This window comes from Nocardia sp. NPDC058244 (assembly GCF_042882065.1).
Taxonomy (GTDB): domain Bacteria; phylum Actinomycetota; class Actinomycetes; order Mycobacteriales; family Mycobacteriaceae; genus Nocardia.
Genome location: NZ_JBHVWX010000005.1, coordinates 291,633 through 318,479 on the forward strand (window position 1 = coordinate 291,633; position 26,847 = coordinate 318,479).

Annotated in this window: 22 protein-coding genes; 6 read left to right on the forward strand and 16 right to left on the reverse strand. The window is 67.8% G+C overall.

The window, feature by feature from the left end; translation table 11 throughout:
- Positions 1-19 precede the first annotated feature (19 nt).
- On the forward strand, positions 20-1,630 hold the full coding sequence (locus ACFVW6_RS17725; RefSeq protein ID WP_378828749.1) for an acyl-CoA synthetase: 1,611 nt from the start codon (positions 20-22) through the stop codon (positions 1,628-1,630).
- A gap of 1 nt (position 1,631) precedes the next feature.
- Here the strand turns inward: ACFVW6_RS17725 and ACFVW6_RS17730 are convergent, their stop codons facing one another.
- Positions 1,632-1,955, reverse strand: coding sequence for a DUF4333 domain-containing protein (locus ACFVW6_RS17730; RefSeq protein ID WP_355272541.1), 324 nt, complete (start codon positions 1,953-1,955; stop codon positions 1,632-1,634).
- Positions 1,956-2,156: 201 nt separating this feature from the next.
- On the opposite strand from ACFVW6_RS17730, the gene ACFVW6_RS17735 reads away from it, so the two are divergent.
- Positions 2,157-3,218, forward strand: a complete 1,062-nt coding sequence (locus ACFVW6_RS17735) for a fatty acid desaturase family protein (protein WP_378828751.1) — start codon at positions 2,157-2,159, stop codon at positions 3,216-3,218.
- On the opposite strand, the gene ACFVW6_RS17740 is transcribed toward ACFVW6_RS17735, so the two are convergent.
- Positions 3,206-4,108 (reverse strand): hypothetical protein, encoded by a 903-nt coding sequence (locus ACFVW6_RS17740; RefSeq protein WP_378828754.1) that lies wholly within the window; start codon positions 4,106-4,108, stop codon positions 3,206-3,208. The genes ACFVW6_RS17735 and ACFVW6_RS17740 overlap by 13 nt on opposite strands.
- A gap of 356 nt (positions 4,109-4,464) precedes the next feature.
- On the opposite strand from ACFVW6_RS17740, the gene ACFVW6_RS17745 reads away from it, so the two are divergent.
- Positions 4,465-6,117: an ATP-binding cassette domain-containing protein gene (locus tag ACFVW6_RS17745; RefSeq protein ID WP_378828756.1), complete on the forward strand. Its 1,653-nt coding sequence runs from the start codon at positions 4,465-4,467 to the stop codon at positions 6,115-6,117.
- 23 nt (positions 6,118-6,140) lie between these two features.
- Here ACFVW6_RS17745 and ACFVW6_RS17750 read toward each other — a convergent pair whose 3' ends face one another.
- Positions 6,141-6,923 (reverse strand): SDR family NAD(P)-dependent oxidoreductase, encoded by a 783-nt coding sequence (locus tag ACFVW6_RS17750; protein ID WP_378828758.1) that lies wholly within the window; start codon positions 6,921-6,923, stop codon positions 6,141-6,143.
- Positions 6,924-7,019: 96 nt separating this feature from the next.
- Between ACFVW6_RS17750 and ACFVW6_RS17755 the strand changes: the two genes are divergently transcribed.
- A complete protein-coding gene (locus ACFVW6_RS17755) occupies positions 7,020-7,655 on the forward strand; it encodes a TetR family transcriptional regulator (RefSeq protein ID WP_355272550.1) in 636 nt (211 codons plus the stop codon).
- A gap of 11 nt (positions 7,656-7,666) precedes the next feature.
- On the opposite strand, the gene ACFVW6_RS17760 is transcribed toward ACFVW6_RS17755, so the two are convergent.
- The 3 genes from ACFVW6_RS17760 to ACFVW6_RS17770 all read right to left on the reverse strand — a co-directional run bounded on the left by ACFVW6_RS17760 (position 7,667) and on the right by ACFVW6_RS17770 (position 10,416).
- On the reverse strand, positions 7,667-8,875 hold the full coding sequence (locus ACFVW6_RS17760) for an alpha/beta hydrolase (RefSeq protein ID WP_378828762.1): 1,209 nt from the start codon (positions 8,873-8,875) through the stop codon (positions 7,667-7,669).
- A 287-nt stretch (positions 8,876-9,162) separates the two neighbouring features.
- Positions 9,163-9,579 (reverse strand): hypothetical protein, encoded by a 417-nt coding sequence (locus tag ACFVW6_RS17765; RefSeq protein ID WP_378828764.1) that lies wholly within the window; start codon positions 9,577-9,579, stop codon positions 9,163-9,165.
- A gap of 111 nt (positions 9,580-9,690) precedes the next feature.
- A complete protein-coding gene (locus ACFVW6_RS17770) occupies positions 9,691-10,416 on the reverse strand; it encodes an SDR family NAD(P)-dependent oxidoreductase (protein WP_378828768.1) in 726 nt (241 codons plus the stop codon).
- Positions 10,417-10,521: 105 nt separating this feature from the next.
- Here ACFVW6_RS17770 and ACFVW6_RS17775 point away from each other — a divergent pair, with 105 nt between their 5' ends.
- Positions 10,522-11,361, forward strand: coding sequence for a LysR family transcriptional regulator (locus ACFVW6_RS17775; protein ID WP_378828770.1), 840 nt, complete (start codon positions 10,522-10,524; stop codon positions 11,359-11,361).
- On the opposite strand, the gene ACFVW6_RS17780 is transcribed toward ACFVW6_RS17775, so the two are convergent.
- Positions 11,358-11,786 carry a Scr1 family TA system antitoxin-like transcriptional regulator gene (locus ACFVW6_RS17780; protein ID WP_378828772.1) on the reverse strand — a complete coding sequence of 143 codons (429 nt, stop codon included), beginning with the start codon at positions 11,784-11,786 and terminating at the stop codon, positions 11,358-11,360. The two genes, ACFVW6_RS17775 and ACFVW6_RS17780, sit on opposite strands and share 4 nt — an antisense overlap.
- A gap of 821 nt (positions 11,787-12,607) precedes the next feature.
- Here ACFVW6_RS17780 and ACFVW6_RS17785 point away from each other — a divergent pair.
- Positions 12,608-13,858, forward strand: a complete 1,251-nt coding sequence (locus ACFVW6_RS17785) for a hypothetical protein (RefSeq protein ID WP_378828774.1) — start codon at positions 12,608-12,610, stop codon at positions 13,856-13,858.
- Here ACFVW6_RS17785 and ACFVW6_RS17790 read toward each other — a convergent pair.
- From ACFVW6_RS17790 to ACFVW6_RS17830, 9 genes are all read right to left on the reverse strand, one after another.
- Positions 13,855-14,673, reverse strand: a complete 819-nt coding sequence (locus ACFVW6_RS17790) for an alpha/beta hydrolase (RefSeq protein WP_378828776.1) — start codon at positions 14,671-14,673, stop codon at positions 13,855-13,857. The genes ACFVW6_RS17785 and ACFVW6_RS17790 overlap by 4 nt on opposite strands.
- 486 nt (positions 14,674-15,159) lie before the next feature.
- The gene (locus ACFVW6_RS17795; RefSeq protein WP_378828779.1) at positions 15,160-16,620 is read right to left on the reverse strand and encodes an NAD-dependent succinate-semialdehyde dehydrogenase; all 1,461 of its coding nucleotides are present in this window, start codon (positions 16,618-16,620) and stop codon (positions 15,160-15,162) included.
- Positions 16,617-17,960: a 4-aminobutyrate--2-oxoglutarate transaminase gene (gene gabT, locus ACFVW6_RS17800; protein WP_378828781.1), complete on the reverse strand. Its 1,344-nt coding sequence runs from the start codon at positions 17,958-17,960 to the stop codon at positions 16,617-16,619. Before gabT ends, ACFVW6_RS17795 begins: the two co-directional genes overlap by 4 nt.
- A gap of 202 nt (positions 17,961-18,162) precedes the next feature.
- Positions 18,163-19,593, reverse strand: coding sequence for an aminobutyraldehyde dehydrogenase (locus ACFVW6_RS17805; protein WP_378828783.1), 1,431 nt, complete (start codon positions 19,591-19,593; stop codon positions 18,163-18,165).
- A gap of 9 nt (positions 19,594-19,602) precedes the next feature.
- Positions 19,603-21,024, reverse strand: coding sequence for a flavin monoamine oxidase family protein (locus ACFVW6_RS17810; protein WP_378828785.1), 1,422 nt, complete (start codon positions 21,022-21,024; stop codon positions 19,603-19,605).
- Between the two features lie 227 nt (positions 21,025-21,251).
- A complete protein-coding gene (locus ACFVW6_RS17815; RefSeq protein WP_378828788.1) occupies positions 21,252-22,223 on the reverse strand; it encodes an alpha/beta fold hydrolase in 972 nt (323 codons plus the stop codon).
- Entirely contained in the window at positions 22,216-23,775 is a 1,560-nt protein-coding gene (locus tag ACFVW6_RS17820) for a flavin-containing monooxygenase (protein ID WP_378828790.1), read from the reverse strand. The genes ACFVW6_RS17815 and ACFVW6_RS17820 overlap by 8 nt, the downstream gene beginning before the upstream one ends.
- Before the next feature lie 537 nt (positions 23,776-24,312).
- A complete protein-coding gene (locus tag ACFVW6_RS17825) occupies positions 24,313-25,527 on the reverse strand; it encodes a PucR family transcriptional regulator (protein ID WP_378828792.1) in 1,215 nt (404 codons plus the stop codon).
- Between the two features lie 119 nt (positions 25,528-25,646).
- Positions 25,647-26,813, reverse strand: coding sequence for a zinc-binding dehydrogenase (locus ACFVW6_RS17830; protein WP_378828794.1), 1,167 nt, complete (start codon positions 26,811-26,813; stop codon positions 25,647-25,649).
- Positions 26,814-26,847 lie beyond the last annotated feature (34 nt).

Here is a 26,847-nt window from a genome sequence, read left to right on the forward strand (position 1 = left end):
CGCACAGAGAGGGCCCGAGATGGCCAACAACTTCGCCGACCTGTTCGAGCACGCCGCCGACGCCATGCCCGAGCGGGTCGCGCTGATCCAGGGCGATCGCCGGCTCACCTACCGCGAACTCGACATCCGGGCCAACCGCTTGGCCGATCAGCTGACCGCGACAGGTGTGCGCCGCGGCACGCACGTCGGCTTCCAGATGCACAACAGCATCGAGACCATGGAGACGTTGATCGCCTGCTTCAAGCTCGGCGCCGTCCCGATCAACATCAACTACCGGTACGGGCCGGCCGAACTGGCCTACGTCTACGCCAACGCCGACCTCGACGTGCTGGTCTACCACGCGAGCTATGCCGACGCCGTCGAGGCGGCGCTGGCCCGGACACCGACCGTCCGGCAGTCGATCTGCGTCGACGACGACCGCGTCGTCGGCGCCCCCTCCGGTGGCACGCTCGCGTACACGGCGCTCATCGAGACCGGAAAACCGTTCCGCCCCACGGTGCATCGCACCGGCGACGACCTGTTCATGATGTACACCGGCGGCACCACCGGCCTGCCCAAGGGCGTCATGTGGCGTCAGGAGGACATGTGGCGGGTGCTCGGCGGCGGCGTCGACTTCTACACCGGCGAGCCGGTGCGCGACGAGTATCAGCAGTCCGAAACCGGCGCGCAGGGTGTGCCCGCCGTCTGGTTCGTGCTCCCGCCGCTCATCCACGCGGCGGCGATGATGCCGACCTTCACCGCCCTGTGGTCGGGCAACGCGGTGATGTTCGAACCGCGCTTCGACCCGGCCGCGATCTGGCGGGCCGTCGGCACCCATCACCCGCACGTCATGGTGATCACCGGCGACGCCATGGCCCGTCCGCTCATCGACGCCTTCGACGACACCCCGGTGGACGCGTCCTCGCTGCTCGTCATCGCCTCCGGCGCGGCGCTGCTGTCGCAACCGGTGAAGAACGCGCTGCTGGAGAAGTTCCCGTCGACGATGGTCTCGGATTCGATCGGGTCCTCCGAAACCGGTTTCGGCGGTATCGGTTTCGCCCAGAAGGACGACAATCCCGCCCGGGGACCCCGCGTCCAGACCGGCCGAGGCGCGGTCGTCGTCGACGCGGACGGGCGACCGGTCGCACCGGGCGAGGAAGGCTGGCTGGCCAAGACGGGCGCCGTGCCGCTCGGCTACTACAAGGACCCGGAGCGCACCGCGCGGCTGTTCAAGACGGTCGACGGCGCGCGCGTCGTGGTCACCGACGATCGGGCCAGGGCGGAGTCCGACGGCTCGATCACCCTGATCGGGCGCGGCAACATGGTGATCAACACCGGCGGCGAGAAGGTGTTCCCGGAGGAGGTCGAGGCCGTCGTCAAAGCCCACGACGCCGTCTACGACGCGGTCGTCGTCGGAGTCCCCCACGAGCGGTGGGGCCAGCAGGTCGCCGCCGTGATCGCCACCGGCCCGGACGTGCCGATGGACTTCGACGCTCTGCGCGCCCACATCCGCGCCCACCTCGCGGGATACAAGGTGCCCAAACGGATCTGGGTCGCCGAGACCATCTCCCGCTCCCCCAGCGGCAAACCCGACTACCGCTGGGCGACCGATTACGTCGCGGGGCGCGCCGCCGACCACGCGGCGGACTGAGCTAGTTGGGCGTGTCGGCGACCTCGATGTCGAACTTCGTGTTGTCGCCCTCGACCGAGGTGACCGTCACCTTCACGTCGTAGGTGGCGCCCTGCTCGGTGAGCGTGCAGGTCATCGTCGCGCCCTTCTCGGCCTTCAGGTCCTCGGGGCAGGTGACCTGGTCCGGGGTCTCGCCCACCTGGTTCGCGAGCTGGGTGCTGATCTGCTCGGCCACCGCCTCCTTGTCGACGGTGGCGGTGCCGACCGAGACCGAACATCCGGCGGATACGGCTGCCGCCGACAGCAGTGCCGCGAGGACGGCGGGAACAGTGCGCGGTGCCCTCATGATCGAACCTCACTCATGCCGAGGGAAAAGCAGGTTAGCTGCAAAGTTACTCCCGGATCCCCCGTCCGGGAGGAAATTCGGGGGCGACGTTGTCGAACTGTGCAATTTTGCGGCACGAGCCGAAAGATCACTCCGCAGTCCTATTCGTTGTCATACCGCAGGATTACGAGAGGCGAGAATTCCGCCGATAACTTCGGGATCATGACGACGTCCTCCCTGGTTCCCGCCTCCTCTCCACCGGCACCGCGGCGTGGCGCCGACGGTGACTACGCCCGCCTGCTGCGCCGCATTTCCGAGGCCGGGCTGATGCGCCGTCGGCCCGGTTACTACGCCGTCCGGCTCGGCCTCGTCGGGACCGCGTTCGTCGGCGGGTGGGCGGCGTTCTTCCTCGTCGGTGATTCCTGGTGGACCCTGCTGGTCGCCGTCTTCCTGGCCGTTGCCTTCGCGCAGATCGCGTTGGTCATGCACGATGTCGCCCATCGCCAGGTCTTCCGGCTGCGGCAGCCCACGGAAGTGATGGGCCGCGTCGTCGGCAATGCCGGTATCGGTCTCGGCTACGGCTGGTGGCAGGACAAGCACACCCGCCATCACGCCAATCCCAATCACGAGGAACTCGACCCCGATGTCGCGCCCGACATTCTGGTCTGGTCACAACAGCAGGCACGCTCCAGCCGCGGTCTGCCCCGCCTCATCGGCCGGGCGCAGGCCTTCCTGTTCTTACCGCTGCTCCTGCTGGAGGGCTTGAATCTTCACGTGGCCGGCGTGCGCGCGCTCGCGAATCGATCGATGAAGCACCGCGCGATGGAGGGTGCGCTGCTGTTCGGCCATTTCGCCGGGTACGCGACCGCGGTCTTCGCGGTGCTGCCCGCCGACAAAGCCATCGCCTTCATCGCCGTGCACCAGGGGCTTTTCGGCCTGTACATGGGGTGCATCTTCGCCCCGAACCACAAGGGCATGCCGACCCTGACCGGCGACGATCGTCCCGACTTTCTCCGTCGTCAGGTCCTGACCTCCCGCAACGTGCGTGGTGGCCTCGTGACCGACCTCGCGCTCGGCGGGCTCAACTATCAGATCGAGCATCATCTGTTCCCGAGTATGCCGACCCCGAATCTGGGTCGCGCCCAGGTGATCGTCCGGGACTACTGCGCGGACATCGGCGTCCCGTATCACGAGACCGGGCTGGTCGCGTCCTACCGGGAGGCGCTCGTCCACCTGCATCGCGTCGGCGCGCCCCTGCGCGAACCCGACCGTCAGCCGAAGTAGCCCGCGTAGTCGCGGTACGGCACCTGGCCGGTGGGGCTCGCCTTGATCGCCTCGGCCACCTGCGGCGGGATCGGGGCCCAGTAGGCGGGCATCCCGGCCGCCAGCGTGGGGTTCAGGATGTAGATCAGGGCGAAGTTCACGATCCACAGCGGCGGCGCCATCGACATGCCGACCTCGACGCTGACACCGCCCTTCGTGTTGGTCACCAGCTGCGCGGCACCCGACATCTGCTGTGCCGCAAATCCATACGCGGCCTGGACCGTGTAGGCCGAGCGGTAGAGCGCGGTCAGGCTGTGGAGCGCGCCGTTGTCCCGCAACCAGTTGCCGACGAAACCGCCGGGCGCGATGAGGGTGTTCACCTGCCGGGTCGGTGCGTCGGCATTGGCCGGGCTCTCCAGCAATCCACTGGGGTTCACGTACAGCCCGTAGCTGCCCAGCACCGAGGTCACGCTCTGCCCGTCGACCTCGGAGTAGACGGGGCGGCCCACCGTATTGGTGAGGATCTCGACGCAGGCGACGATCACCGCGGCCGCGTCGAGGTTCCCGCCGACGCCGCCCCCGGAGGTGAGGTCGAGATACTGCTGCTCGCTCAGCGCGTCGGCCCGGTGGAGACCGATCTGGCCCGCGATCGTGTCGGCCCACTCCTGACCGAGTGGCTGATTGAGCTGGTCCGGACTCGTCAGTTGCGTCGGCGCGACGTATTCGTAGGCGGGCGCTCCGGAGAAGGGAATCGAGAAGCCGGTGCCGTCGCCGTTTGCCACCGGGTGGCCGGAGACCGTCTGAGTCCCCACGACCGCGAGGAGGCACGCACCGATCAGTGCCACTATCAGGTGGAACCTGTGCCCGACAGCCGACCGCCGCGCCGGGCCCGCCCACGATGTGCTGCGCATTTCTACCCCTCAGACAGTGTCGAACGAGGTGAAACCAGCTTCCTGGTCAGTCAAAGCCGTGGTCGTCACCGTGTCAACCCCGAGGCAGCCGCTCCCGGCTCGATGGTGCCGAGAAGTTGCCATCACCCGGGTTCCGCGGTGACCGGGGCGTCGGCGATATTCCGTTGCCGACGCCGCAGGGCCGCCGCTAGGGTCGATCCCATGTGTGGCACCGCGATGATGAAGCCCTGGTCGTTCCGCTGACGGCGGCGACCGGACCTTTCTGACACCCCTTCTTCCGCCGCCGTCCGAGCAGTCCCGCCGGGCGGTGTCTCCTGTGCCCTGCCCGGCTCCTTCCTCGAACGACGGAGCCCTCCATGTCGAATTCCCCCGCGCCACGCCGCGGATCCGCCGACGACCTGCCCGCGGGCGCGAGCGCGCACATCAGGGCGATCGGTGTCCATCACACCCTCGGTGATCGTGCGGTCCTGACCGATACCTCGATCACCGTGGCCGCCCGGTCACGGCTGGCGATCGTCGGCGAGAACGGTCGCGGCAAATCCACCCTCCTGCACGTCCTGGCCGGGCTGATCCGGCCCGACGCCGGATCCGTCACCCGGGTGGGCACCCTCGGGATCGCCCGCCAGTCCATTCCCTGCCGAGCCGGGGAGACCGTCGGCACGCTGGTCGCGGAGACGATCGGCCCCGCGTTGCGGGCGCTGCGGGCCCTCGACGCGGCGACTCTCGCCCTCACCGAGAGTGTGCCGGGCGCCGATGACGCCTACGCCGACGCGCTCGACGCCGCCACCCGGCTCGACGCCTGGGACGCCGAACGCCGGGTCGAGATCGCCCTGGCCGCCCTCGGCGCGTGCACCGACCGGGTCCGCGCGCTCGCGACGCTGTCGGTGGGCCAACGCGCGCGCGTCCGGTTGGCCTGTCTGCTCGGCGCGGCGCCGGACATCATGCTGCTCGACGAGCCGACGAACCACCTCGACCGCGCCGGTCTCGAGTTCCTCACCGAACGGCTGCGCACCCATCCCGGTGGGGTGGCCGTGGTGAGTCACGACCGGGCCCTGCTCCGCGAGGTCGGCACCGAGTTCCTCGACCTCGACCCCAGCCTCGACGGCCGACCGCGGCTGTTCAGCGGCGGCTACGCCGGCTGGCAGGACGGCAGGAATCGGGCACGGGCGCACTGGGAGCAGGAATACGCCGACCAGACGGCCGAGCACGCGCGCCTGCGCGAGGCGATCGCCGAGGCCCGTGATCGGCTCAGCACCGGGTGGCGCCCGGAGAAGGGACACGGCAGGCACGAGCGACAGTCCCGGGCGCCCGGCCTGGTCCAGGCGCTGAACCGGCGCAGGGACGCGCTGGCGGCACACGCGGTCACCGTGCCGGAACCTCCACTGCATCTGCGCTTTCCGGAACCGGAGGTGCGGCCGGGAGCCGCGCTGGTGCACGCGCGGGGTGTCACGGTGGCGGGCCGCCTCGACGTGCCCGCGACGGTGGCGGTGGCGACCGGCGAGCGGCTGCTGGTGACCGGGGCCAACGGGGCAGGCAAATCGACGCTGCTGGCCGTCCTCGCCGGTCGGCTCGACCCGACCGGTGGTGCCGTCGACCGGCGGCCGACGGCCCGGATCGCGCTGATCGGCCAGGAGGTTCCCGCATGGGACCCCGCGCTGACGGCCCAGCAGCTCTACGACCGCCACCTCGGCGCGCTCGACGACGCCGAGCCGGTGCCCCTCGCCGCCACCGGACTGCTCGAGCGGCAAGCACGGCACACACCGGTGGGCAGGCTCTCGCAGGGGCAGCAGCGCCGACTCCAGCTCGCCGTGCACCTCGCCGCCCGCCCGGAACTGCTGCTGTGCGACGAGCCGACCAATCACCTGTCGGCCACGCTCGTCGACGACCTCACCGCCGCCCTCATCGACACGGGCGCGGCGGTGGTGATCGCGACCCACGACCGGCAGCTCCGCGCCGACCTGGCCGACTGGCCACGCCTGGAGCTCACCCCGGCGCTGGTCGCCGGGTAGCGCGGGCCGTCAGCGGTGAGTGGTCAGGTGTGGGCGGCGCCGTCGATCCGGATCTCGGTGCCACTGATGAAGCGGCCGTCGTCGGAAACGAGCATGGCGATCACGCCGGCGACATTCTCCGGACCGGCCAGTTCCTCCGGGTTGTCCTGCGGGACAACGGCGATCAGGCGGCTGAACAGCGACCAGTCGGAGTCCTGCGGGAGGTAGCCGGGCGTGGCGTCGGTGATGCCCGACTTGATGCCGCCGGGGGCCACGCTGACCGCGCGCAGGCCCTGCTTGCCGTACTCGAGGGCCAGCACGTGGGTGAGGGATTGGACGCCGCCCTTGCTCGCGGAGTACGCGGCCATGTACGGATGCGCGAAGGTCGCCGAGGTGGAGCTGAAGTTGACGATGGTGCTGCTGGAGTTGGCGAGCAGGGCGGGCAGGGCCTCGCGGGTCACCAGGAAGGTGCCGGTGAGGTTGATGTTGATGATCTGATTCCACAGATCCAGGGACGTCTCGTGGGTATGCGCGGCGCGGAGCACGCCCGCGGCGTTGACGAGAGCATCGAGCCCACCGAGGGTCTCGACGGCGCTCGCGACACCGGCGACGACATCGGACTCGTCGCCGATGTTCATCTCGAGCGCGGTGAATCGGGTGTCGGTGCCCGCTTCGGCGGCGCGCTTGCCGGTCATCTGCAGGCCCTCGGCATTGACATCGGCACCGACGACGACCGCACCCTCGGACAACAGGCGGAGCACGGTGGCCTGGCCGATGCCGGATCCCGCTCCGGTAACCAGGATGCGGCGCTGTTCGAGACGGTTCATGAGATCTCTTCCTCGTCGTTCAGGGTGTTTCTGGCACAATATGCCACAAATGACACGACGTGCAAGGAAGTCGCCGATGCTGGGTATAGTGCGCCGGTGACCAGGCAACGGAACCAGGCAGCGACCGCACCGGGGCGGCCTGCGCTCAACGAGATCCGCCGCGCGGCCACCCGGCGCGAGGTGGCCATGGTCGCGGCCCATCTCTTCGCCGAGAACGGCTACGCCGCGACGACCGTCGAGGACATCGCCGCGTCGGCGGGGATGGGGTTGCGGACCTTCTACCGGTACTTCTCCGGCAAGGAGGACGTCGTCGCCCCGCTGCTGGCCATCGGCACCCAGGCCTGGGCCGACGAGCTGGCCGCGTGCCCGCCCGAGTTGTCGCTGCGTGAGGCGCTGAGCCGCTCCTACCGTGCCGCTACCACCGCGGCCCTGGTCGACGCCGACGTCGCCGACAAGCTCCTGCACCCGCTGCTGCGTGCCGCCACCGAACTCCCCGCCCTGCGGGCGACCTGGCTGCGCGTCCAGCAGGACTGCGAAGCCAGCCTGATCCCCATCATCGCGGCCCGCACCGGCCGCTCCCCCGACGACCTCGACGTCGCGCTCGCCGCCGCCATGGCCAATACGGCCGTGCGCCTCGGCACCGAACGGTGGGCCGCCGAAGCGGAGCCCGGCTCGGCCGCCGACGTCGTCGACACCTGTCTGGCCCGCCTAGCCGCCCACGCACTCCTGTAGCGGCGGGTCGCTCAGGTGAGCGCTTCGTCGGCGAGGGCGCGGGCCGCCTCGTCGGGCGCGTAGCTCGCCAGTGCGACGACGAGGCTCCTGATCCCCGTCCGCGTGGATCGCGGCAACTGCGCGTGACGGGCCACATCGAGCTCGTTGGCCATCGTCAGCACGGCGAAGTCATGCAGTTCAGCGCCCTGGACCAGCCGGGAACCGCCGGTGAATCGGTCGGCTACCGCCAGCGGCTGTCGCCCGAGATCGCGGTAGGTCCGGTCGCGGTCGCAGCCGCCGTAGAGGTACACCAGAGCCTCCGCGTCGTGCCCGATCACGTCCGCGAGGCGCCCCCGATCGGTGGTCGGCAGGAGGGCGGTCGCGAATCCGTCCGTGCCGTAGGACGCGTGGCAGATCGCGGCCAATCGGGTTCGCGGCGCGGCGTTCCACTCGACCACGAGGTCGTGCACTCGATGCAAGTGTGCGTGCAGTGCACCACCGGGATGGTCGATCTTCTCGGCGCCGAGGGCTCGCTGCAGGTCGAACGCGTCCCGCACCACCCCGGCGGCCGCGACCCAGCGGGCGGCCTGCCGTGCGACGATGCGCGCGAGCTCGGTGGGGGCGTCCCGCGCGACGAGATGACCGGCGTCCGGCACCCAAGAGACCGGGACACCGCGGTCGGCGAGAAACCGGTCCACTTCCGCGTCGGTCAGCGGCGACCGGCCACCGCGCACGAGCAGGAGGGGCACGTCCGATCCGACGGCTGTCGCGTGCAGCGCGGACCCCGCCGCGAGGCTGTCGTCCACGAGCTCGGCGTGCCGATCGCGCAGCCCGATCTCGCCGAGCCAGGCACGCACCCGATGCGGATCGGATCTCGGAACCACGTCCACCAGCACCAGCCCGGCCACCCGATGCGCGATATCCGCTTCGCCGAGAGCGGCGATGGCCGCGAGCCCGCCGACCGAGGCCCCCACCACGACGACCGGCCGCGGCTCGCGCCGCACCATCTCGGCCACATCCTCAGCGACCACCCGAAGATCTACCGCCTCCCCCGTGCTCTCACCATGACCACGCAGGTCGAAGGCCACCGCCCGGAATCCGGCCGCGGCGACCCGCGACGCGACCGGACCCCACACGCCGCGGTGCTCACCCCCGGCATGGAGAAACAAGACCGTCGGGCCCGCGCCGGTCACGGTGCCCCGCAGGAGGGCCCCACCCAGGGTGAAGCTGACGGCGGTCACGGGCGATCCGATCGCTCGATGTCACCGCTGACACCGGACAGCCTCGGATCGCCCTTGCGCACAGCAGAATCAGCCGCATTCATCGATGCTCCTCGCCGACCTAATGACGGGGTTCCGTCACGGACTTCGGGTCGACACACACCCGCATACTCCGTCCCGAACGGGTCGGAGCAGGGGACGAGTTGCCGCCCTGTGCCCACCACGATCATCAGCGACCTACCACCAACGGGTCAATCCTGTTGTCCAGGCACCACCTTCGCCGATGGCGCGCCACACCCCGCGCCTGGTCAGACCCGGCGCATGGTGGCGTCGTAGGCCGCCTCGGCCATGTCCGGACGGTCCGGGTCGGGCAACCACGAACCGGTGATCGTGGCACCGTCGGCGCTGATGGTGCCGGTGTAGGTCATTCCGAGACCGGCATGCACGAGAGTGTCTCCCTGACGGCTCCACCGGTAGTTCAACGGTGCGCCGGAACCCGAATACACATGCGCGGCGAAGCCGGAGGCGGCCTCGTCCGGCCAGATCAGTTCCAGGCTGTGGATCTCGGTGTCCCCGATCCGCATCCTGCCGTCGAGCCGTAGGAGCCCGCCGTCCAGGATGCGTGTCGCGGTGAGTTCCCCGGTGATGTCGTCGTGGTCGGACTTGTGGGTGCGCCCGGTGAGCTCCCAGGCGCCGAGCAGTACATCGAGATCGTTCGCGGTCATGTGCTTCCTCCCTCGGGTAGGTCGTCCGGCTTTTGTCGGCCTTCTCATCCGTAGGTCGAACAGGAGCCGTGGAGATCGACACCCTTGCCGACCGAGGTGCCGGGCGTTTCCTCACCAGGGCACTGGTCCCGCGTCGTCGAAGAATCCACCGGTCGGTCCGTCGTCGGGCAGGGTCGCGAGGTGAATCGCGATCGCCGCGCCCTGCCGGGGTGTGCGGACGCCACGGAAATCGGTGAGGTCGGTGGCGGTGAAACCGGGGCAGGCGGAGTTGATCAGGATCTTGGTGTCGCTCAGCTCCTTCCCGTATTGGATGGTGACGGCGTTCAGGAAGGTCTTCGACGCCAGGTACGCCACGGGAATCGGGCCCATGTCGATACCGGGCGTGGTGTGCAGGGCGAGCGAGCCCGCGCTGCTGGACATGTTGACGATGCGCGGTGACGCCGAGCCGCGCAACAGGGGCAGCATCGCGTTGGTGACCCGGAGGACGCCGATCACATTGGTCTCCACCACGGCTCGCACCGTCGCGGGATCGACCGTGGTGGGAGTCTGCGGCAGAGCACCGCCGATCGCGGCATTGTTGACCAGCACGTCGAGCCCGCCGGCCTGATCGGCGATCAGCTCGGCCGCGGCCGCGACACTCGCGTCGTCGGCCACGTCGAGCGGGACGGCGAACGCGTCGGTCCCCGCCGCACGCAACTTCTCCACCGCGGCCTCGCGGCGTCGCCGATCCCGCGCGCCCACCCCGACTCGCCAGCCGAGAGCGCCAAGGCCCGCCGCGATCTCGTATCCGATTCCTTTGTTCGCGCCGGTCACCAGCGCGATCGTGGGCAAACTCATGCCGTTGATCATGTTGCGGGCTCGGTGCCGCGTCCAAGACCGACTGGGTGGCCGCCGATACCGCACGGGTATCGGTGGTGGTGAACGCCCGGATACGATCACCCGGTGGAGACGCGGGAGTTGCGATACTTCGTCGCGGTGGCCGAGGAGTTGCACTTCGGGCGGGCGGCCCAGCGGCTCGCGATGGCACAACCGCCGCTGTCGAGGGCGATCCAGCAGCTCGAACGACGGCTCGGAGTCGTGCTGCTGCACCGTGGTTCGCGCGCGATCACCTTGACCGAGGCCGGGGCGGTGCTGCTGCGGGAGGCCCGGCTCGCGCTCGACGCGGTCGACGCCGCCGAGCGCCGCACCCGCCGCGCCGCCGCCGACCTGCCCGGTGTCGTGCTCGCCACCAAGGCGGGAGCCGCCAGCGAGCTGCTGTCGAAGCTGCTGGACGCCTACGCCGCCGAGCCCGGCGCCGTCGCCGTCGAGGTGATGCTGTGTGGCCCCGGCGAACCGGAACGACTGCTACGCAACGGAAGTGCCGACGTCGCGCTGCTGCACCGCCCCTACGACACGACGACCGGATTCGACACCGAGGACCTGCACACCGAACCGCAGATCGTGGTCCTGCCCGCCGGACACCCCCTCGCCCACCGGCCCCACCTCTCGATGACCGAAATCAATGCCCTGACCGACCTGCCCCTGCCGCGCTGGCCCCGACGAGACGGCAGCTACCCGGACGGCCCCGGCCCGCAGGTTCGCGACCACACCCAATTGGCCCAGCTGATCACCCTCGGACGGGCCTGCGCGATCGTCCCCGAATCGCTGCGCGCCCAACTCCGCGCCGACCACGCCACCGTGCCGGTGCTGGACGCGCCAACCGTCACGACCGTCATCGCCTGGCCGCCACACAGCACATCCCGAGCCGTCGCCGACCTCGTCCGTACGGCGACACCCCTCTAGCCTCCGCCCCGCAGTTGAACGGCGCCCGGGGCGATGAGCAGCCGGTGAATGTGCAGCGGATCCGCCATGTCGTTGATGACGAAAAGCGTTGCGGGAGTGACGAAGGTGGCGGGGATCGGAATGATCCCGATTTCCACGTTGGTTCGGGCAGCGAGGAATTCGCGGAGGAACCGGATCTGGGATGCCATCACCAGCGGGCTGCCCACCGTGCGCAGCAACGCGGCCTCGCTGAACAGCAGCCGGAAGCGGTGGTCGTGGGCGTCGAGTAGGGCTTGCCGGTGCAGGCGGGCGGTCTCCCCACCCTCGAGGCCGTTCGGTCTCAGCGCTGGGATCGCTGACGGCCTCGAGGTATTCGGGTGGTTTCGGTGTGCGGTGTGATCAGTAGGGGCCGTGGTTTCGGGGCTTGGCGGCGTCCAATAGTTCACGCACGCAGGCCAGAACGGTGGTGTCGGAGGGACGGAACGGTGTGGTCGCGGGGGCTACCCAGGTGCGGGCGATGTGGTGCTCCGGTCCCGGGGATGGCAATGCGATCTCGCTGTCTCGGACTACGGCTACGCAGGCCACAGAACTTGCGGTAGAACAGGCTTCGCGTCTGCGGCGAATCCTGTGTGGCGGCGGATGTGTGCGCGTGCGTCACGAATTCACTCCCGCGATGACTTGTGGCCGAGGATCGTGGTGGTGAGCCCGAACGCGATGGGGCGACGGTTCCCGAACGTTCCGTCCGTGAGGTCACCGGTGCCGGGAGCGGATTCATCCCGGCACCGGGACGATTGTGAGGCCCATGCGCGGACGGCGGCGGTGACCCGGGCCACCTCTGTCCGCGGAGCACCGATGTAATCGTTTGGGAGGGAACCGAAACCGGGCACGTACCGACCGGGGCTGCGCTGCGGCAGTGGCAGCGGCAGCAACCGGATCAGTCCGAGGCGCTCCAGACTTGCGAGCACTTGTGAAAGGTCGCTACCGCCGGGTCGGGGTTCGGGAGTCTGCCTGGTGGGGTAGCTCATTCGGGCCTCCTGATAGCGCGTCCTGCGGGGATGGGGCTGCGTCTGCTGATTCGTCGCTGGTCCCCCGTGTTGGTTCTGCTTTCATCGTGGGTGTTCGGTGGCATCGCCAGGAACCGCGTAGCGGAGGGGTACCGTAGGCGTATCGTGTGTATTTCCCAGGTCAGAGGCTGGAGACGTAGGTAGCGGCGATGATTCGAGGGCGGGGCTGGACAGGGTTTGAAGCGGCGGCGCTGCAGGAGGCGATGCGGAAGTCGATCCGGGAGTTCGCCGCGTTGCTGGGCGTCGAAACAACCACGGTCAACAACTGGCGTTCGGGATTGAGCAGGGTGAAACTCCGCTCGGAAAAGCAGGCGATCCTGGACACGGTCTATCTGCGCCACGCGACCCCAGAGGATCGGGTGCGGTTCAATGAGATCGTGGCCGAAGGCGAGGACACATGGAGAAGCCGCCATCAGTCGCCCAAACGTGTGACTCCCCCGGCGCTCAAACCCACTGACGCGCTAGCGCTGGCACATTGGTTGACGAGCGACGGCACCGGTATCCCGCCGATCAGCCGAAGTGACGATCTGGAGCGAGTGAGCCTGGCGATGGACCGCGCCCGGCGATACTTCGATGGCTCCGTTCTGGATTTCTTCCGTTCCCAGCTTGCACGCTGCAAAGCCGACGACGGTTCCCTCGGTCCAGCGGAGGCCTTGCCGCTGACGCTCGCCGTTGTCGGCGCAATTCGACGGCACAGCAATGACGTTCCCGCCGAACTGCGTCGGAAGTTGCTAGCCATCGGATCCGACGGCGCGGAGTTCGCGGGCTGGCTGTACCGCGACCTCAACGACCCCGTGACGGCCACATTCCTGTACGACCGCTCGATGGAATGGGCCCAGGCAGCGGGCAGCCTGCCCATGCAGGGATACGTTCTGCTCAAAAGGTCCGAGATGGCATACGACTCACGCGACGCAGGGACGCTGCTCGGACTCGCACGGGCTGCGAAAGAGGGGCCGTGGCAGCTCCCCCGTCGAGTGCAGGCGCAAGCCGTGCAGCAGGAAGCACTAGGGCTCGCAATGACTGGTGAACCAGTCGCAGCGGTCGAGGAATGCATCGGTCTGGCAGAGCAACTCCTCGAGCAGGCCGATGGTGCCGATGACCGTGGGCTAGTCAGCAACTTCGACGAGAGCACGCTGCGGGTGCGCGCTGCGGTGTGCTACACCGAGGCGGGCAAACCGCAGCGGGCGACGGAACTGTTCGGGCAGGTGCTGACGGCTGGAGGGTTGTCCCGGCGCGATGCCGGCTTCTTCAGCGCTCGACAGGCCAAGGCGCTCGCACTCAGCGGTGAACCGGACGAGGCTGCTGCCGTCGCAACCAAGTCGGTCGCCGTAGGGATCGAGACCCGGTCGGAGCGAACGATCAAGGTCGTGGTGGACGTCTTGCGGACGCTGGCCCCGTGGGATCACCGGCCGGGAGTGCAGCAGCTGCGCGAAGCTGTGGAAGCGTCCGGCTAGGTTGTCAGCCAATCCGCGACGATCCGGATCACTTCAGCCTGGTACTCCAGGCTTTTCGGGTTGAGGTATCGCGGGTCGTCGTGGACGGCGAATCCATGTTGGGATCCGTCGATTTCGACCAGCTCGACGGGCGCAGTGAACTGGGCGACGGCGGCGCGGGAACCGTCGATCGGGACCAACGTGTCAGCATTGCCGTGCACGATAAGGGTGTCCACCGTGATCTCGCCGAGCACTTCGTTCGGCTTCAGCCAGAAGACTTCGTTGAGCAGCGGCCGACCGTGCTTCAGCGTTGGGGTGAACTGAATGGCTCCGGTCGCGTTGAGCTCATCGGCCTTTTCGTCGTTGATGACCTCGTCGGTCCAGTAATCGCGAGTGTCGATGGTGCGCTTCTTGTAGTCGAGCTGCGGATTCAGCAGCACCAGTCGACTGAGGTCTGCTGGCCGTTTTGCGGCGTAGTACCCGCAGACACCGCCACCGAAGCTGGCGCCGAGTAGTGCGAGGTCATCGGCACCGGTGGCGGCTTCGACGGCGGAGAGGCCGGCGCGGATGTCGTTGAGGATGGTGGAAAGGGTCAGTTCTTCCTGTCGGCCTTCGCTGTCTCCGTGACCGCGAAGGTCGAACCGCAGCGAGGCTATGCCCGCGCTGGCGAGGCCCTCTGCGAGCCGGGTGAAGAACCCTCCTTCCTCGCGGGTGACACCACCACCGTGCACCATCACGACCGCTTTTCCACTCGGCCGGTCGGCGGTGACGAGTGTGGCAGCAAGGTGCAGGCCGTCGAAGGTGCGAACGCTGGTGATGGTGCTCGTCGAAACCACGGCCTTCACTCAACCAGACCGGGCGAAGGCGGCGCTACCAGTCGACCCCGTGGCCGGGTCCGTGGTGGCGATGGTTGTTCCCGCGATGGGTTCGATGCCGTCGATGCCTCGGACGGAGGGCTCGTCGGTTATCCAGGTCGGAACGCGGAGTCCTCAGCGTGGAACGTTCCCCTCGCTACCGCGGACGACGAGATCGAGGCCGGCGTAGAGGTTCGGGTCGATCGGCTCGGTTCTTCCTCGGCGGTGGCGCCGACTTCGTCGTGTACCGACAGAGTGTTGACACCGGAGTCGGGATCGGTTCCGGCAGAGCGGACTTCGATATCCCACGTTCCGATCCAGCGGGCAGGGCTGTCGATGTGGTTCGTCCGATCGGTGTCGTGGTCCGCAGGCGCTTACCGGGGAGGTGCGGTCGCCGGGCCGGCTCGTCGAGCGTGCGGCGGCTCGCCCGCGAGGGCGGACCGCGGTTCGTGACCGGAACCGGAAACCCTATTGCAGTGCAACGTATTTGGTATCGAGGTATTCGTCGATACCTTCGCTACCGGCTTCCCGGCCGAGGCCGGATTCCTTGATGCCACCGAACGGGGCAGCGACGTCGGAGATGATCCCGCGGTTCACACCGACCATCCCGGCTTCGAGTGCATCCGATACCCGCAGTGCTCGGTGCAGGTCACGGGTGTAAATGTAGGCAGCCAAACCGTATTCGGTGTTGTTGGCGGCGGCGATGCCCTGCTCCTCCCCATCGAAGCCGGTAATCGCGGCGACCGGCCCGAATACCTCTTCACGCAGAATGCGTGCGTCGGCGCTGACGCCGGTCAGCACGGTCGGGGCGTAGAAGTAGCCGTCGCCGTCGCCGTCGGCGTAGGCGCCGCCGGTGGTGACTAGCGCACCCCTGGTGACGGCATCGGTCACCAGTTCGTCGACCGCACGTCGCTGTTTGTCGGTGATCAGCGGGCCGACCTGCACGCCGTCGAGGTGGCCCGGGCCGATGGTAAGCACCCGCATGCGTTCGGTGAGCCGAGCAGTGAATTCGTCGCGGGCCGTGTTGTCGACATGGAAGCGGTTCGCGGCGGTACATGCCTGGCCGGTGTTGCGCATCTTGGCGGCCATCGCCCCCTCGACCGCGGCGTCGAGATCAGCATCGGCGAACACAACGAACGGCGCATTGCCGCCGAGTTCCATCGAGGTGCGCAGCACCGAGGTGGCTGCGCGGGCGAGCAGGTGTTTACCGACCGCGGTGGATCCGGTGAAGGTGAGCTTGCGCAGGCGCGGGTCGGCCAGCATCGGGTCGGTCAGTTGCGCTGATCGCGAGGTCGGCAGGATCGACAGGACACCGGCCGGCAGACCGGCATCGGCGAGAATCTGGCCGAGCAGCAGCATGGTCAACGGCGTTTCGGAGGCGGGTTTGACCACCATCGTGCAGCCGGCGGCGAGCGCGGGGCCGATCTTGCGGGTGCCCATGGCCAGCGGGAAGTTCCACGGCGTGATTGCCAAGGTCGGACCGACGGGCTGTTTGGTCACCAGGATTCGACCGGTCCCCGATGGCGAGGACGTGTAGCGGCCGTTGATCCGAACGGCTTCCTCTGCGAACCAGCGCAGGAATTCACCGCCGTAGCCGACCTCGGCGTAGCTGTCGGGTAGAGGCTTGCCCATTTCCAGGGTCATGAGCAGTGCGAAGTCGTGTCGGCGTACGGTCACCAATTCCCATGCTCGGTGCAGGATTTCCGCGCGCCGTCGTGGCGCTGTCGCCGCCCACGCCGGTTGCGTTGCGGCTGCAATGGACAGGGCCTGTGCACCGTCGGCGGTGTCGGCGTCGGCCACTTCGACCAGGATCTTTCCGGTGGCCGGGTTGTAGACCGGGAACCGCGACCCGCCGGCCGCCGGAACTTGGTGCCCGCCGATCCACAGGTCGGTCGGCAGCGTGGCCAGGAAGGCGTCGATGTCGGTCATCGGCTGCCTGCCGCGGCGTGCAGGACGTCGTCGAGCACCGTGATGGCCTCGTCGAGCAGGGCGTCGCTGATCACCAGGGGCGGCAGCAACCGGATCACGTTGGAGTGGGTGCCGCAGGTCAGCAAAACCACACCTTGGGCGAGGGCTTCGGCGGCGATCCATTTGGTGAGGTCGGGGTCTGGATCGGTGGTGTCTGGGTGGACGATCTCGATGGCCAGCATCGCGCCGCGGCCACGAACGTCGCCGATGATTCCGGTCCGATCGGCCGCTTCCTGCAGCCGTGGTTTGATCGCGTGCTCGATGGCCCGTGCCCGGGCCGGCAGGTCGAGGTCGTGCATCGTGCGCAAGGTGGCCAGGGCGGCCGCGCAGGACACCGGGTTGCCGCCGTAGGTGCCACCGAGACCGCCCGGATGCACCGCGTCCAGGAGTTCGGCGCGGCCGGTGATCGCGGCCAGGGGCATACCGCCTGCGATGCCCTTGGCCATGGTAATGATGTCGGGCTCGATCTGCTCGTGTTCACTGGCGAACCAGGCGCCGGTGCGGGCGAAACCGGTCTGCACCTCGTCGGCGATGAACACGACACCGTGCTGTTTGGCCCAGTCCGCCAGTGCGGGAAGAAAACCCGGGGCCGGGGTGATGAAGCCGCCTTCGCCCTGGATCGGTTCGATGATGATCGCGGCCAGTGATTGGGCGCCGATCTGCTTGTCGATCTGTTCGATGGCGCGGCGTGCGGCGAGTTCGCCGGTCAGCCGATCGCGGTAGGGGTAGGAGGTCGGCATCCGGTAGACCTCGGGCGCGAACGGCCCGAACTGGGCCTTGTAGGGCATCGACTTGGCGGTCAGTGCCATGGTCAGGTTGGTGCGGCCGTGGTAGGCGTGGTCGAAGGCGACGACCGCGGTCTTGCCGGTGGCCAGCCGCGCCACCTTGACGGCGTTTTCCACGGCTTCGGCTCCGGAGTTGAACAGGACCGTGCGCTTGTCGTGTGCGCCCGGGGTCAAGGCCGCGAGGTGTTCGGCGACCTCGATGTATCCCTCGTAGGGGGTGACCATGAAACAGGTGTGAGTGAAACGGCGGGCTTGCTCGGCCACGGCGGCGGCTACCTCTGGGTTGGCGGCGCCGACGGTGGTCACCGCGATCCCTGAGCCGAGATCGATGAAGGAGTTACCGTCGACGTCGACGATCACCCCGCCATCGGCGTCGGCGGCATACACCGGTACCGCGGACCCGACCCCGGCCGCGACGGCCTGGCCGCGCCGGTGTGCCAGTGCGGCTGAACGCGGCCCAGGCAACGCCGTGACAAGAGAGCGCTGTTGCGCGAGACGATAGGCGATATCGGTCATCAGAGAACTCCAGGTGAATGGATCGGAGGGCGCCGCGCGGCCTCGGAATCGGCAAATGGTTCGCGCGGACGGTCCGGCGGCGAGCAGGGATGTCGTTCAGGTGCCAGTGGTCGAACTCTGCTCCACACCGATGTGATTCGAGTAAATCCTGGCGAGAACCCCGCCTGGGCGGCGCCTACGCAGGGGCAGGGCTGTCCAGCCGTCAGTGGAGGGTGCTCATGACATGCTTGATCCGGGTGTATTCCTCGACGCTGTAGGCGGAAAGGTCTTTGCCGTATCCGGAGTATTTGAATCCACCGTGTGGCATTTCGGCGACCAGCGGGATGTGGCAGTTCACCCATACCGCGCCGAAGTCCAGTGCCCGGGTGAGGCGTTCGACGGTGCCGTGGTCGCGAGTCCACACGCTCGAGGCCAAGCCGTAGTGCACGTCGTTGGCGTAGTCGATGGCCTGGGACTCGCTGGTGAAGGCTTGCACGGTCAGCACCGGCCCGAAGGTCTCCTGCTGGACGATCTCGTCGTGCTGATGGACGCCGCTGATGATGGTGGGTTCGAGGAAGTAGCCCAGGTCTCCTACCCGTTTGCCACCGAAGACGATTCGGGCGTGCGATGGTAGCGCGTCGAGTCTGTCGGTCACCGTGGTGAAGTGGTCGATGTTGTTCAACGGGCCGTAGTAGGCATTCGGGTCATCGGGCAGTCCCGGCCGCAGGGCCTCCGCCTTTTTCACCAGCGTCTCGACGAGTTGATCGTGGACGGAGTGGTGGACCAGGACCCGGGCAGCGGCGGTGCAGTCCTGTCCGGCATTGAAGAAGGCCGCCTCGGCGATGCCGGCGGCCGCCTTGTCGATGTCGGCGTCGGCGAACACCACCGCCGGCGCGTTGCCGCCGAGTTCGAGGTGTACGCGTTTGACCTGCTCTGCTGCCGCGGCAGCGACGGCGATCCCGGCCCGCACCGACCCGGTGATCGAGACCAGGCCGAGAGCGGGACGTGACACCAGCGCCGCGCCGGTGCTGCTGTCTCCGAGTACGACGTTGAAGACCCCGTCGGGCAGGATGTTCTTGCTCAGCCGGGCAAGGACCAGGGTGCTTTCGGGTGTGGTGTCGCTCGGTTTCAGGACGACGGTGTTACCGGCGGCCAGGGCGGGTCCGATCTTCCAGATCGCCATCATGAACGGGTAGTTCCACGGCGTCACCTGACCGACGACCCCGATCGGTTCCCGCCGCACGTAGGAGGTGAATCCCTCCATGTACTCCCCCGCGGCCTTCCCCTCGAGCAATCTGGCGGCTCCGGCGAAGAAGCGCAGCTGGTCGGCGGCCACCGCCACCTCCTCGGTCGCGATGACCGCCCGCGGCTGACCGGTGTTGCGGCACTGCGCTTCGACGATGTCGTCGCTGTGCGCCTCGATCGCGTCGGCCAGTTTCAAGAGCACCGTCTGTCGGAAGGCCGGGGTGGTTTTACCCCAGGTGACAAACGCTCGTGACGCGGCAGCGACCGCCGCCTCGACGTCCTCACGAGTCGAGATCGGTGATCGGCCCACCACGCGCTCGTTGACCGGATTGACCAGGTCCAGGGCCTCGGTGGATGCCGAGGCCACGAACAAGCCATCGATGTAGTTGCGCAACAGCGCGATCGACATGATTCCCTCTCAGTGTTGTGCGGTGGTGACGGGGACGGCGGGCGAGGTCGGCGTGTTCTGCGACAGTGCGCGGCCGGCGTCTTCGGCTGCTCGCTGTCCCGCGCTCACCGCGCCGTCGATGTAGCCCTGGTTGACGGTGGCGGTCTCGGTGCCTGCCCAGTGGATGCGCCCGACCGGTCGGCGGTCGGCGTCGGTGTACTGGGTGATCACACCGGGTGGGCGGGAACTGACGCACCCGCTGATCCACGGTTCGTGCGTCCAGTCCTTTTCCAGGTAGGCCCGCGGGTGGGCGGCCTCGGGACCGAAAAGAGTCTCGAGGTCCGCCAGGAACATCGCGCGGCGCACCTCGGGGTTGTCGAGGATCTCATCGCTCCAGTGCAGGCCGTATCCGGATCCGGCGGTGCCGAGGAAGGTGAGCAGGATGCCGACGCTGCCGTCGGGCGGGGAGTTGTCGACGACGTAGTTGGCGACTCGCAGGTCGGTGATGGCCTGGCCGTTGAATCCCTTGTCGCGCCAGAACGGTCGGTCATAGATCGCGAACAGTTTGCTCTCGGTGCCGTTACACCAGCGGCGCTGCAGCATGGCCCGGCGGGTGGGCAGGTCCGGCGCGAACCGGATGCGGTTGGCGTCCGAAGGGGCCATCGCGACGATCACCTGGTCGGCGCGAACATCGGCACGGGCGGAGGACACCAGCACCCCGGTCTCGTCCTGGGTGATGTTCGAGACCGGCGAATCGAGCAAGACGTTTCCGCGCAGCGCTTCGGCCATGCGCGTCGAGATCAGCTGGGTGCCCCCCACCACCCGGGATTCCTGAGCACCGCCGGTGACGTTGACCAGGTGTTCGATCCCGCCACAGCCGGCGATGCGGGCCAGTTGCACCAGCAGCGAGGTGCTGTGCAGGTCTTCGCCATCGGTGACGGTGAAGGCCAGCTTGAACAGCAGCCGGACTTCCTTGGTGAAGGAGTTCGCGTCGATCCACTGGCCGAAGGTGATGCTGTCCCAGCGGCGGGCCTCGGGGGCGTTCCATGGCGCGTCGAGCGGGACGGTTTTCGCCATCCGCTCCAGCCGCAGCTGCATCTGGGCGTAGTCGGCCAGCACCATCGGGTTCAACGGCGGGATCGTGCCCTTGTACAGCTTCTTCTTGCCTTTGCGCAGATAGATCGACTTGCCGTCGACGTAGGTCTTGAACGTGTCGAGGCCGAGTTCGTCCAGCAGCGCCAGCACGTGGTCCTGGCCGGGTCCGACCCACTGCCCGCCGCCCTCGGTGATCACGCCGGGGGCGACATCGAGGTTGAGGGTGCGGCCGCCGACCCGGTCGCCGGCTTCGAGCACGACGACGGAATGTCCGGCTTGCTCGAGTCGGCGGGCTGCGGTGAGACCCGATACTCCGGCACCGACGATGACGACGTCGGCTGTCAGTTGCTCGCTCATGGTGTGACTCCTTTGTCTATCGGAAAGCGGACAGCGCCGGACTCTGGGCAGGCGGGGATTCCTGTCAGCGATGCGGCGGTCGAGATGGTGGGAGAATCGATCGAGTCGCTACGCTGCGTGGACCGCCGTTTGAGCCCGAAGTGGGCGAGGAAGCGAACCGTGGCTGGTGGCACCACACTGCGTGGAAACTGCGATCTCGTCGACGGCGCCGGTATCGGTGCTCATGTTCATCGGTTTCCTCCAGATCGCCTTGTGGCAGTGGCGCGTCCGCGACGACGGGTCGGCTTCTGCGTGGCGCGCTGCTTGTCGATATGCGCGGTGATGCGTTCGACGATCAGATCGACCAGCGAGTCAGGGATGTGGTGACCCATTCCTGCGATGACGAGGTGGCGGGCGTTGGGAATGGCGGCCACGGTGGCCTCGCCCCCGGAAGGGTCGACGAGGGGGTCACGTTCACCGTTGATGACGAGCGTGGGGACCTGGATCGTGCGCAGCTCGGCGGTGCGGTCGCCGGAGGCCAGGATGGCTTGTAGCTGACGTTGCATGCCTGCGGGGCCGTCACCGGCTGTTCTGTCCCATTGGGTGGCTGCGTGCTCGGCCTCGGCGAGCTCATCGAGGGGATAGCCCGCGCCTGCCAAGTTGGCGGTCAGGCGCAGGTGCGCTTTGATCGCCTGCGGTTTCGTCCTGGGCGACTGAGTGGCAAGGATGCAGGTCGTCTTCAGCGATGCTCGCCCGACCGTCGGGTTGCCCGTTGTCGAGTAGATCGAGGTCAATGACGCTGCGTGGGTGGGGAATTCGGCGGCGACCGTCTGCGCGATCATGCCGCCCATCGATCGCCCGACCAGATGAGCCGGACCGATACCGAGGTGCGCGATCAGGTATGCGCAGTCGGTGGCGCAGTCGGTGAGGGTATAGGCATCCGAGCGGGGGCGCGACGAGGCCAGCCGTAGTACTCCCGGGGCGGGATCGGAGACGAAGGTCGACCGGCCGCTGTCGCGGTTGTCCATCCGGATGACGAGGAAACCGCGGGATACGAGTGCTGTCACGAAGTGCTGGGACCACATGGTCAGGTCCTCACCGAGACCACCGATGAGCAGCACCGCGGGTTGGCCCGGCCGACCGTCGACGCGATAACAGACACGGATGCCGTTGGGCAGGCGTGTGAACTGATCCGTGCGCACCTCGGACCGCTCAGACATTGCCGGATTCCTGTGCCGCGCCGGTCAGTTGCCCGAAAGTAGAGGTGTCGCCGGTGAAGGGCTGGTCGGTGCTGGCGCTGAGGTGCAGGCTTTCGTCGAACAGCGCGCCCCGCAGGAGTTTGGCGTCTTCGGGGTAGGACAGTCCCATCCGCCAGGGCAGTTCGGTTCCTTGGCGGGGCACGGTGTGCTGGGACCGCAGTACGTACCCGGCGTTGATGTCGAGCACGGGCCTGGTCTGCATGCCGGGCTCGGCCACCGCGACCGCGGTGTCGTAGCCGTGGAGGTCCATGTGCGCGAGCAGGTCACAGAAGTAGCGACACATGAGGCTGATCTTCAGCGTCCACGACGAGGTCGTGTAGCCGACGGCGATCGCCCAGTTGGGGACGCCGGAGAGCAGCATGCCGCGGTAGGCGATCGATTCGGCGAGGTCGACCGGAGTGCCGTCGACTTGCAGGTCCATGCCGCCGAGCAGCTGCAGGTTCAGCCCCGTGGCGGTGACGATGACGTCGGCGGGCAGCTCGCGACCGGATTCGAGCAGGATGCCGGTCTGGGTGAATCGCACGATCTTGTCGGTGACCACCGAGGCGTCGCCGTTGCGGATCGAGGCGAAGAAGTCGCCGTCGGGTGCCAGGCACAGCCGCTGGTCCCACGGATCGTAGGGCGGGTTGAAATGGGTGTCGACGTCGAAGCCCTTCGGCAGCAGGCGTTTGTTGACGCGGCGAATCAGCGAACGCCCGGCCCGGGGGAACATGCGCAGGCCCTTCACGACGCTCCGGTCGAGCCAGATGTTCTTGAACCGGGTCAGCGCGTAGCCGCGCTTTTCTCCGAATAGCTTCGTCAGTGTCAGCGCCAGCGAGTCCACCCGGGGCAGCGACATTACATAGGTCGGTGTGCGCTGGAGCATGGTCACGTGCGCAGCCGCGCCCCGGCCAGCGGCCATCGACGGAACGAGCGTGATCGCGGTGGCGCCGCTACCGATCACCACGACTTTCTTGCCGGCGTAGTCGTAGTCTTCGGGCCAGTGCTGGGGATGGAGGATGTCGCCGCCGAAGTCGTCACGTCCGTCGAAATGCGGGGTGAAGCCTTCGTCATAGCGGTAGTAGCCGGTCGCGGCGAAGACCCAGTTCGCCTTGATCTGCTGGTGGGTGATCGAGTCGCCGCCATTGTCGATCCGGACCCGCAGTGTCCAGGCCGCCTCGGTCGTGGACCAGTCGGCCGAGATCACTCGGTGCCGGAAGCGGATCAGCTTTTCGAGGTCGTTCTCCTGCACGGTTTCGCGCAGGTAGTCGCGGATGAGGGGGGCGTCCGCGATCGCGGCCCTGTCCTTCCACGGCTTGAATTCGTAGCCGAAGGTGTGCAGATCCGAATCGGATCGAATACCGGGGTAGCGGAACAGATCCCACGTTCCACCGATATTGTCGCGACTTTCCAGCACGAGGACGCGCTTGTTCGGGAAGGCTTTCGTGACGTAGCGGGCGGCGCCGATTCCCGAGATTCCGGCACCGATGATCACGATGTCGAACTCTTCGTTGACGATCGTCGACGTGTTCATCACATTCACCCCATTTTCCGTTGGTTAGGCGTTAACCCACTTTCCCCTCGGCGCTGCGTCGCCAACTACAGCGCTGTGCCCCCACCGGAGACTTCGATAGGTGCACAGTGCACACCGTGCGTTTTGGGTCTCACCGGACGGAACTCGTAGCCGGGGGCGTCACGACCGAGTCGTCGGCCGCCGCCGAGCGGAGTAGGCCGCGAGTGGGTGATGCGGTGTGTCACATCGGCGATGGACGAGGGTGCTTCGCGGTGTGGCCGCCGGCGAAGCCGAGTCGCCAGGCAGCGCGCATGCGAGAATTTCATTAGTTCAGCGCATGGCGACGAAATCGGCCGTTACTGCGAATTTGGTCGGTAACCGCCTTCTCGAGCACCGTCACCTACGGGTCATCGATCGAGCTTTCCTGAGGTCGGTTCATCCCGATCGCCGCAAGGCTGCTGCGGCGAATTCTCGCCACCGAATTACGACCTCACCGGCTAACTTCGAAAGGCTCGCGGGTTGCCAAGCCGGTCTTTTCCAGATCCGGCGGCGACATGGTCAATGGTCGTCGCGCAGCTGCAGATACATCAGTGCGGCGACCACACTGGTCGCATTGTCGAACAGTGGTTTCGGCAACAGCCGGTCGACGCGGGCCAGGCGGCGCTCGATGGTGTTGCGGTGGGTGAACAGGCGCTCGGCAGTGCTGGTGGCGTTGAAACGCTCTTGCACGTAGGTCAGGGCGGTCTCCCGCAGCACGGTGTCGGCGGTCGCGAATTCGCCGAGGGTGTCGGTGACGAACTGTTCGGCTTGGGCCAGGTCGGCAGACAGGGCCGCGACGAGCTGGATGTCTTCGTAGCGTACGACCTGGCGCGCCGAACCCAGCCGTGCCAGGACTCGCTGTGCGGTGGCCGCATCCAGGTGGGTGCGGCGAAAGCCCTCGATGTCGCGTCCGGGCCGGCCCAACGCCACCCGTACTCCCGACAATGTTTCCAGCTTCGACGCCGATGGGACCTGATCGGTGGGAATCCACAACCAGAGTGCATTCGAGCTCGCCACCAAGGTCAAACGTCTTCCGGCGCCGCAGGCCCGCATCACGTGCTCGGCTGCTGCCTCGAGGGACTCGGAGCGTTCACTGGAGTCCACCCAGACGATGGCGGCCACATGGGTGCCGGTGAGGGCATAGCCTAGGCGCGCCTCAGCGCGCGCACGACTGATAGGGGCGCCCTCGATCAACAGCTGCGCGGTGGCGTGCCGTTCGGCGTGGGCGCTGCGGGCGAGGTCGGTGCGTTCGGCTTCGACATATTCGGCCAGAGCCGCCATCGAATCATCGACGAAGGTGATGATCGAATACCCCGATACCTGCAAGGTCTCACGCAGCAGTTCGTGATCACTGGTCGCGGCGAAACACTCGTCGGTCCACCGTCGCCACGAGACCCGCTGGCCGGCACGCCACGACCCCAGATCACTGGTGTCCAACCCTCGCCGCACGAGGTCACGGGCGAAACTCAGAGTCTCGGGATCCTCGCACGGCGGAACGCGCCGACCAGGATTCTGGATGGTCGCGGTGAGCCAGTGGATGAGATACGTCTTGTGCATGCGCCGGTCCCCGGCTGCGAGCACCGGATCCTCGACGACGAACTGGTATTGGGTCCTGAGCTGGGAGGCGGAGAAGACCTCGTCGACGAGCTCCTCGGTGATGGGCAGGATTCGTTCGGCAACGCCGCGCATCAGCGCACACACCCGCTCGCTCGGCATGGGCCACAGTTCCTCCATGGGTGCACTGTTCACCATCGGTGGCTCGATTGCACCCGACTCTCCGAGAACCGCCACGACGGCCTCAACTCCCCCGCCGTAGCGATTGTCGGCAATAACGGGCGATTGTCGGCGCCGGACTAGTCCGTCAGCCCCTCGCCGGCGTCGCGGCCGGGCAGCAGGAGTTGGCGCAGGGCGTGGCCGTCGGCCAGGTCGGCGAGGGCGTCGGCAGCTTCCGACAACGGCCGACGGGCGGAGATCATCGAGGCTAGATCGAGGCGGCCTGCCATCATCTCGTCCACCAGTTCCGGGATGTCGCGGTGCGGGATGGACGAGCCGTAATTGCAGCCGAGAATGCGCTGGTCGGCTTCGGCGAGCGCGAGTGGATCGAAGGTCGCGTATTCGCCTTGCGCGGGAAGGCCGACGATCACGGCCGCGCCGCCGAGCCCGAGTGCGGCGATCGCCTGCTCGGTGGTGCGGATCTTGCCGATCGCATCGAACACGTAGTCGTAGCCGTCAGGGACGGCCGAACGGAGTGCGGCGACCACGTCGGGCACCGTGGCGGCATCGACGGTGTCGGTCGCTCCGAGTGTGACGGCCAGCTCGAGTTTGTCGGCCACGACGTCGACCGCGACGATGCGGGTTGCCCCCGCGAGTCTCGCGCCCTGGATACACGCCAGACCGACTCCGCCGCAGCCGATCACAGCGACGGTGGACTCCGGCCGGACGGCCGCGGTGTTGCGGACCGCACCGACACCGGTAGCGATGGCGCAGCCGATGATCGCGACGTCCTCGAGTGGGGCGTCGTCGCGAATCTTGATGGCGCCGGAGGCCGGGACCACCACTTCCTCGGCGAACGAGGACACTCCGAGATAGTGGTGGATGGGGCCGGTCGCGTCCGACAAGCGGGTCGTGCCGTCGTAGAGCACCCCGCCGGGCGCGACGACAGTGGCCACCAGTGCGCACTGCGCGGGCCGTCCGGCACGGCAGGTGCGGCAGTCCCCGCAGCCGGGCACCCACGACAGCACGACGTGGTCGCCGATCTCGAGGTCATCGACCGCGTCGCCGATCGCGGTCACGATCCCTGATCCTTCGTGCCCCAGGACAACCGGATGCGGTACCTGCCATGCGCCGGTGGTGACGTGGAGGTCCGAATGACAGACCCCGGCCGCGACGATCCGGACCTGTACTTCGCCGGGACCCGGGGGCGCCAGATCAACGTCCCTGAGCGTGATCTTGCCGTCGTCGTCGAGGACGACGGCGCGGACGGGAGTCAGCTGGGAATTGGTGGTGTCGCGAGTAGGCATGTAGTGGTTCCTGATTCGTTGAGCTGTGGTGGGC

Excerpts from the sequence above, each read along its gene's own strand:
- ACFVW6_RS17725 (WP_378828749.1), top strand. The coding sequence starts at position 20 with ATGGCCAACAACTTCGCCGACCTGTTCGAGCACGCCGCCGACGCCATG.
- ACFVW6_RS17730 (WP_355272541.1), bottom strand. The coding sequence starts at position 1,955 with ATGAGGGCACCGCGCACTGTTCCCGCCGTCCTCGCGGCACTGCTGTCG.
- ACFVW6_RS17735 (WP_378828751.1), top strand. The coding sequence starts at position 2,157 with ATGACGACGTCCTCCCTGGTTCCCGCCTCCTCTCCACCGGCACCGCGG.
- ACFVW6_RS17740 (WP_378828754.1), bottom strand. The coding sequence starts at position 4,108 with ATGCGCAGCACATCGTGGGCGGGCCCGGCGCGGCGGTCGGCTGTCGGG.
- ACFVW6_RS17745 (WP_378828756.1), top strand. The coding sequence starts at position 4,465 with ATGTCGAATTCCCCCGCGCCACGCCGCGGATCCGCCGACGACCTGCCC.
- ACFVW6_RS17750 (WP_378828758.1), bottom strand. The coding sequence starts at position 6,923 with ATGAACCGTCTCGAACAGCGCCGCATCCTGGTTACCGGAGCGGGATCC.
- ACFVW6_RS17765 (WP_378828764.1), bottom strand. The coding sequence starts at position 9,579 with ATGACCGCGAACGATCTCGATGTACTGCTCGGCGCCTGGGAGCTCACC.
- ACFVW6_RS17770 (WP_378828768.1), bottom strand. The coding sequence starts at position 10,416 with ATGAGTTTGCCCACGATCGCGCTGGTGACCGGCGCGAACAAAGGAATC.
- ACFVW6_RS17785 (WP_378828774.1), top strand. The coding sequence starts at position 12,608 with ATGCGGAAGTCGATCCGGGAGTTCGCCGCGTTGCTGGGCGTCGAAACA.
- ACFVW6_RS17795 (WP_378828779.1), bottom strand. The coding sequence starts at position 16,620 with ATGACCGACATCGACGCCTTCCTGGCCACGCTGCCGACCGACCTGTGG.
- gabT (WP_378828781.1), bottom strand. The coding sequence starts at position 17,960 with ATGACCGATATCGCCTATCGTCTCGCGCAACAGCGCTCTCTTGTCACG.
- ACFVW6_RS17805 (WP_378828783.1), bottom strand. The coding sequence starts at position 19,593 with ATGTCGATCGCGCTGTTGCGCAACTACATCGATGGCTTGTTCGTGGCC.
- ACFVW6_RS17810 (WP_378828785.1), bottom strand. The coding sequence starts at position 21,024 with ATGAGCGAGCAACTGACAGCCGACGTCGTCATCGTCGGTGCCGGAGTA.
- ACFVW6_RS17815 (WP_378828788.1), bottom strand. The coding sequence starts at position 22,223 with ATGTCTGAGCGGTCCGAGGTGCGCACGGATCAGTTCACACGCCTGCCC.
- ACFVW6_RS17820 (WP_378828790.1), bottom strand. The coding sequence starts at position 23,775 with ATGAACACGTCGACGATCGTCAACGAAGAGTTCGACATCGTGATCATC.
- ACFVW6_RS17825 (WP_378828792.1), bottom strand. The coding sequence starts at position 25,527 with ATGGAGGAACTGTGGCCCATGCCGAGCGAGCGGGTGTGTGCGCTGATG.
- ACFVW6_RS17830 (WP_378828794.1), bottom strand. The coding sequence starts at position 26,813 with ATGCCTACTCGCGACACCACCAATTCCCAGCTGACTCCCGTCCGCGCC.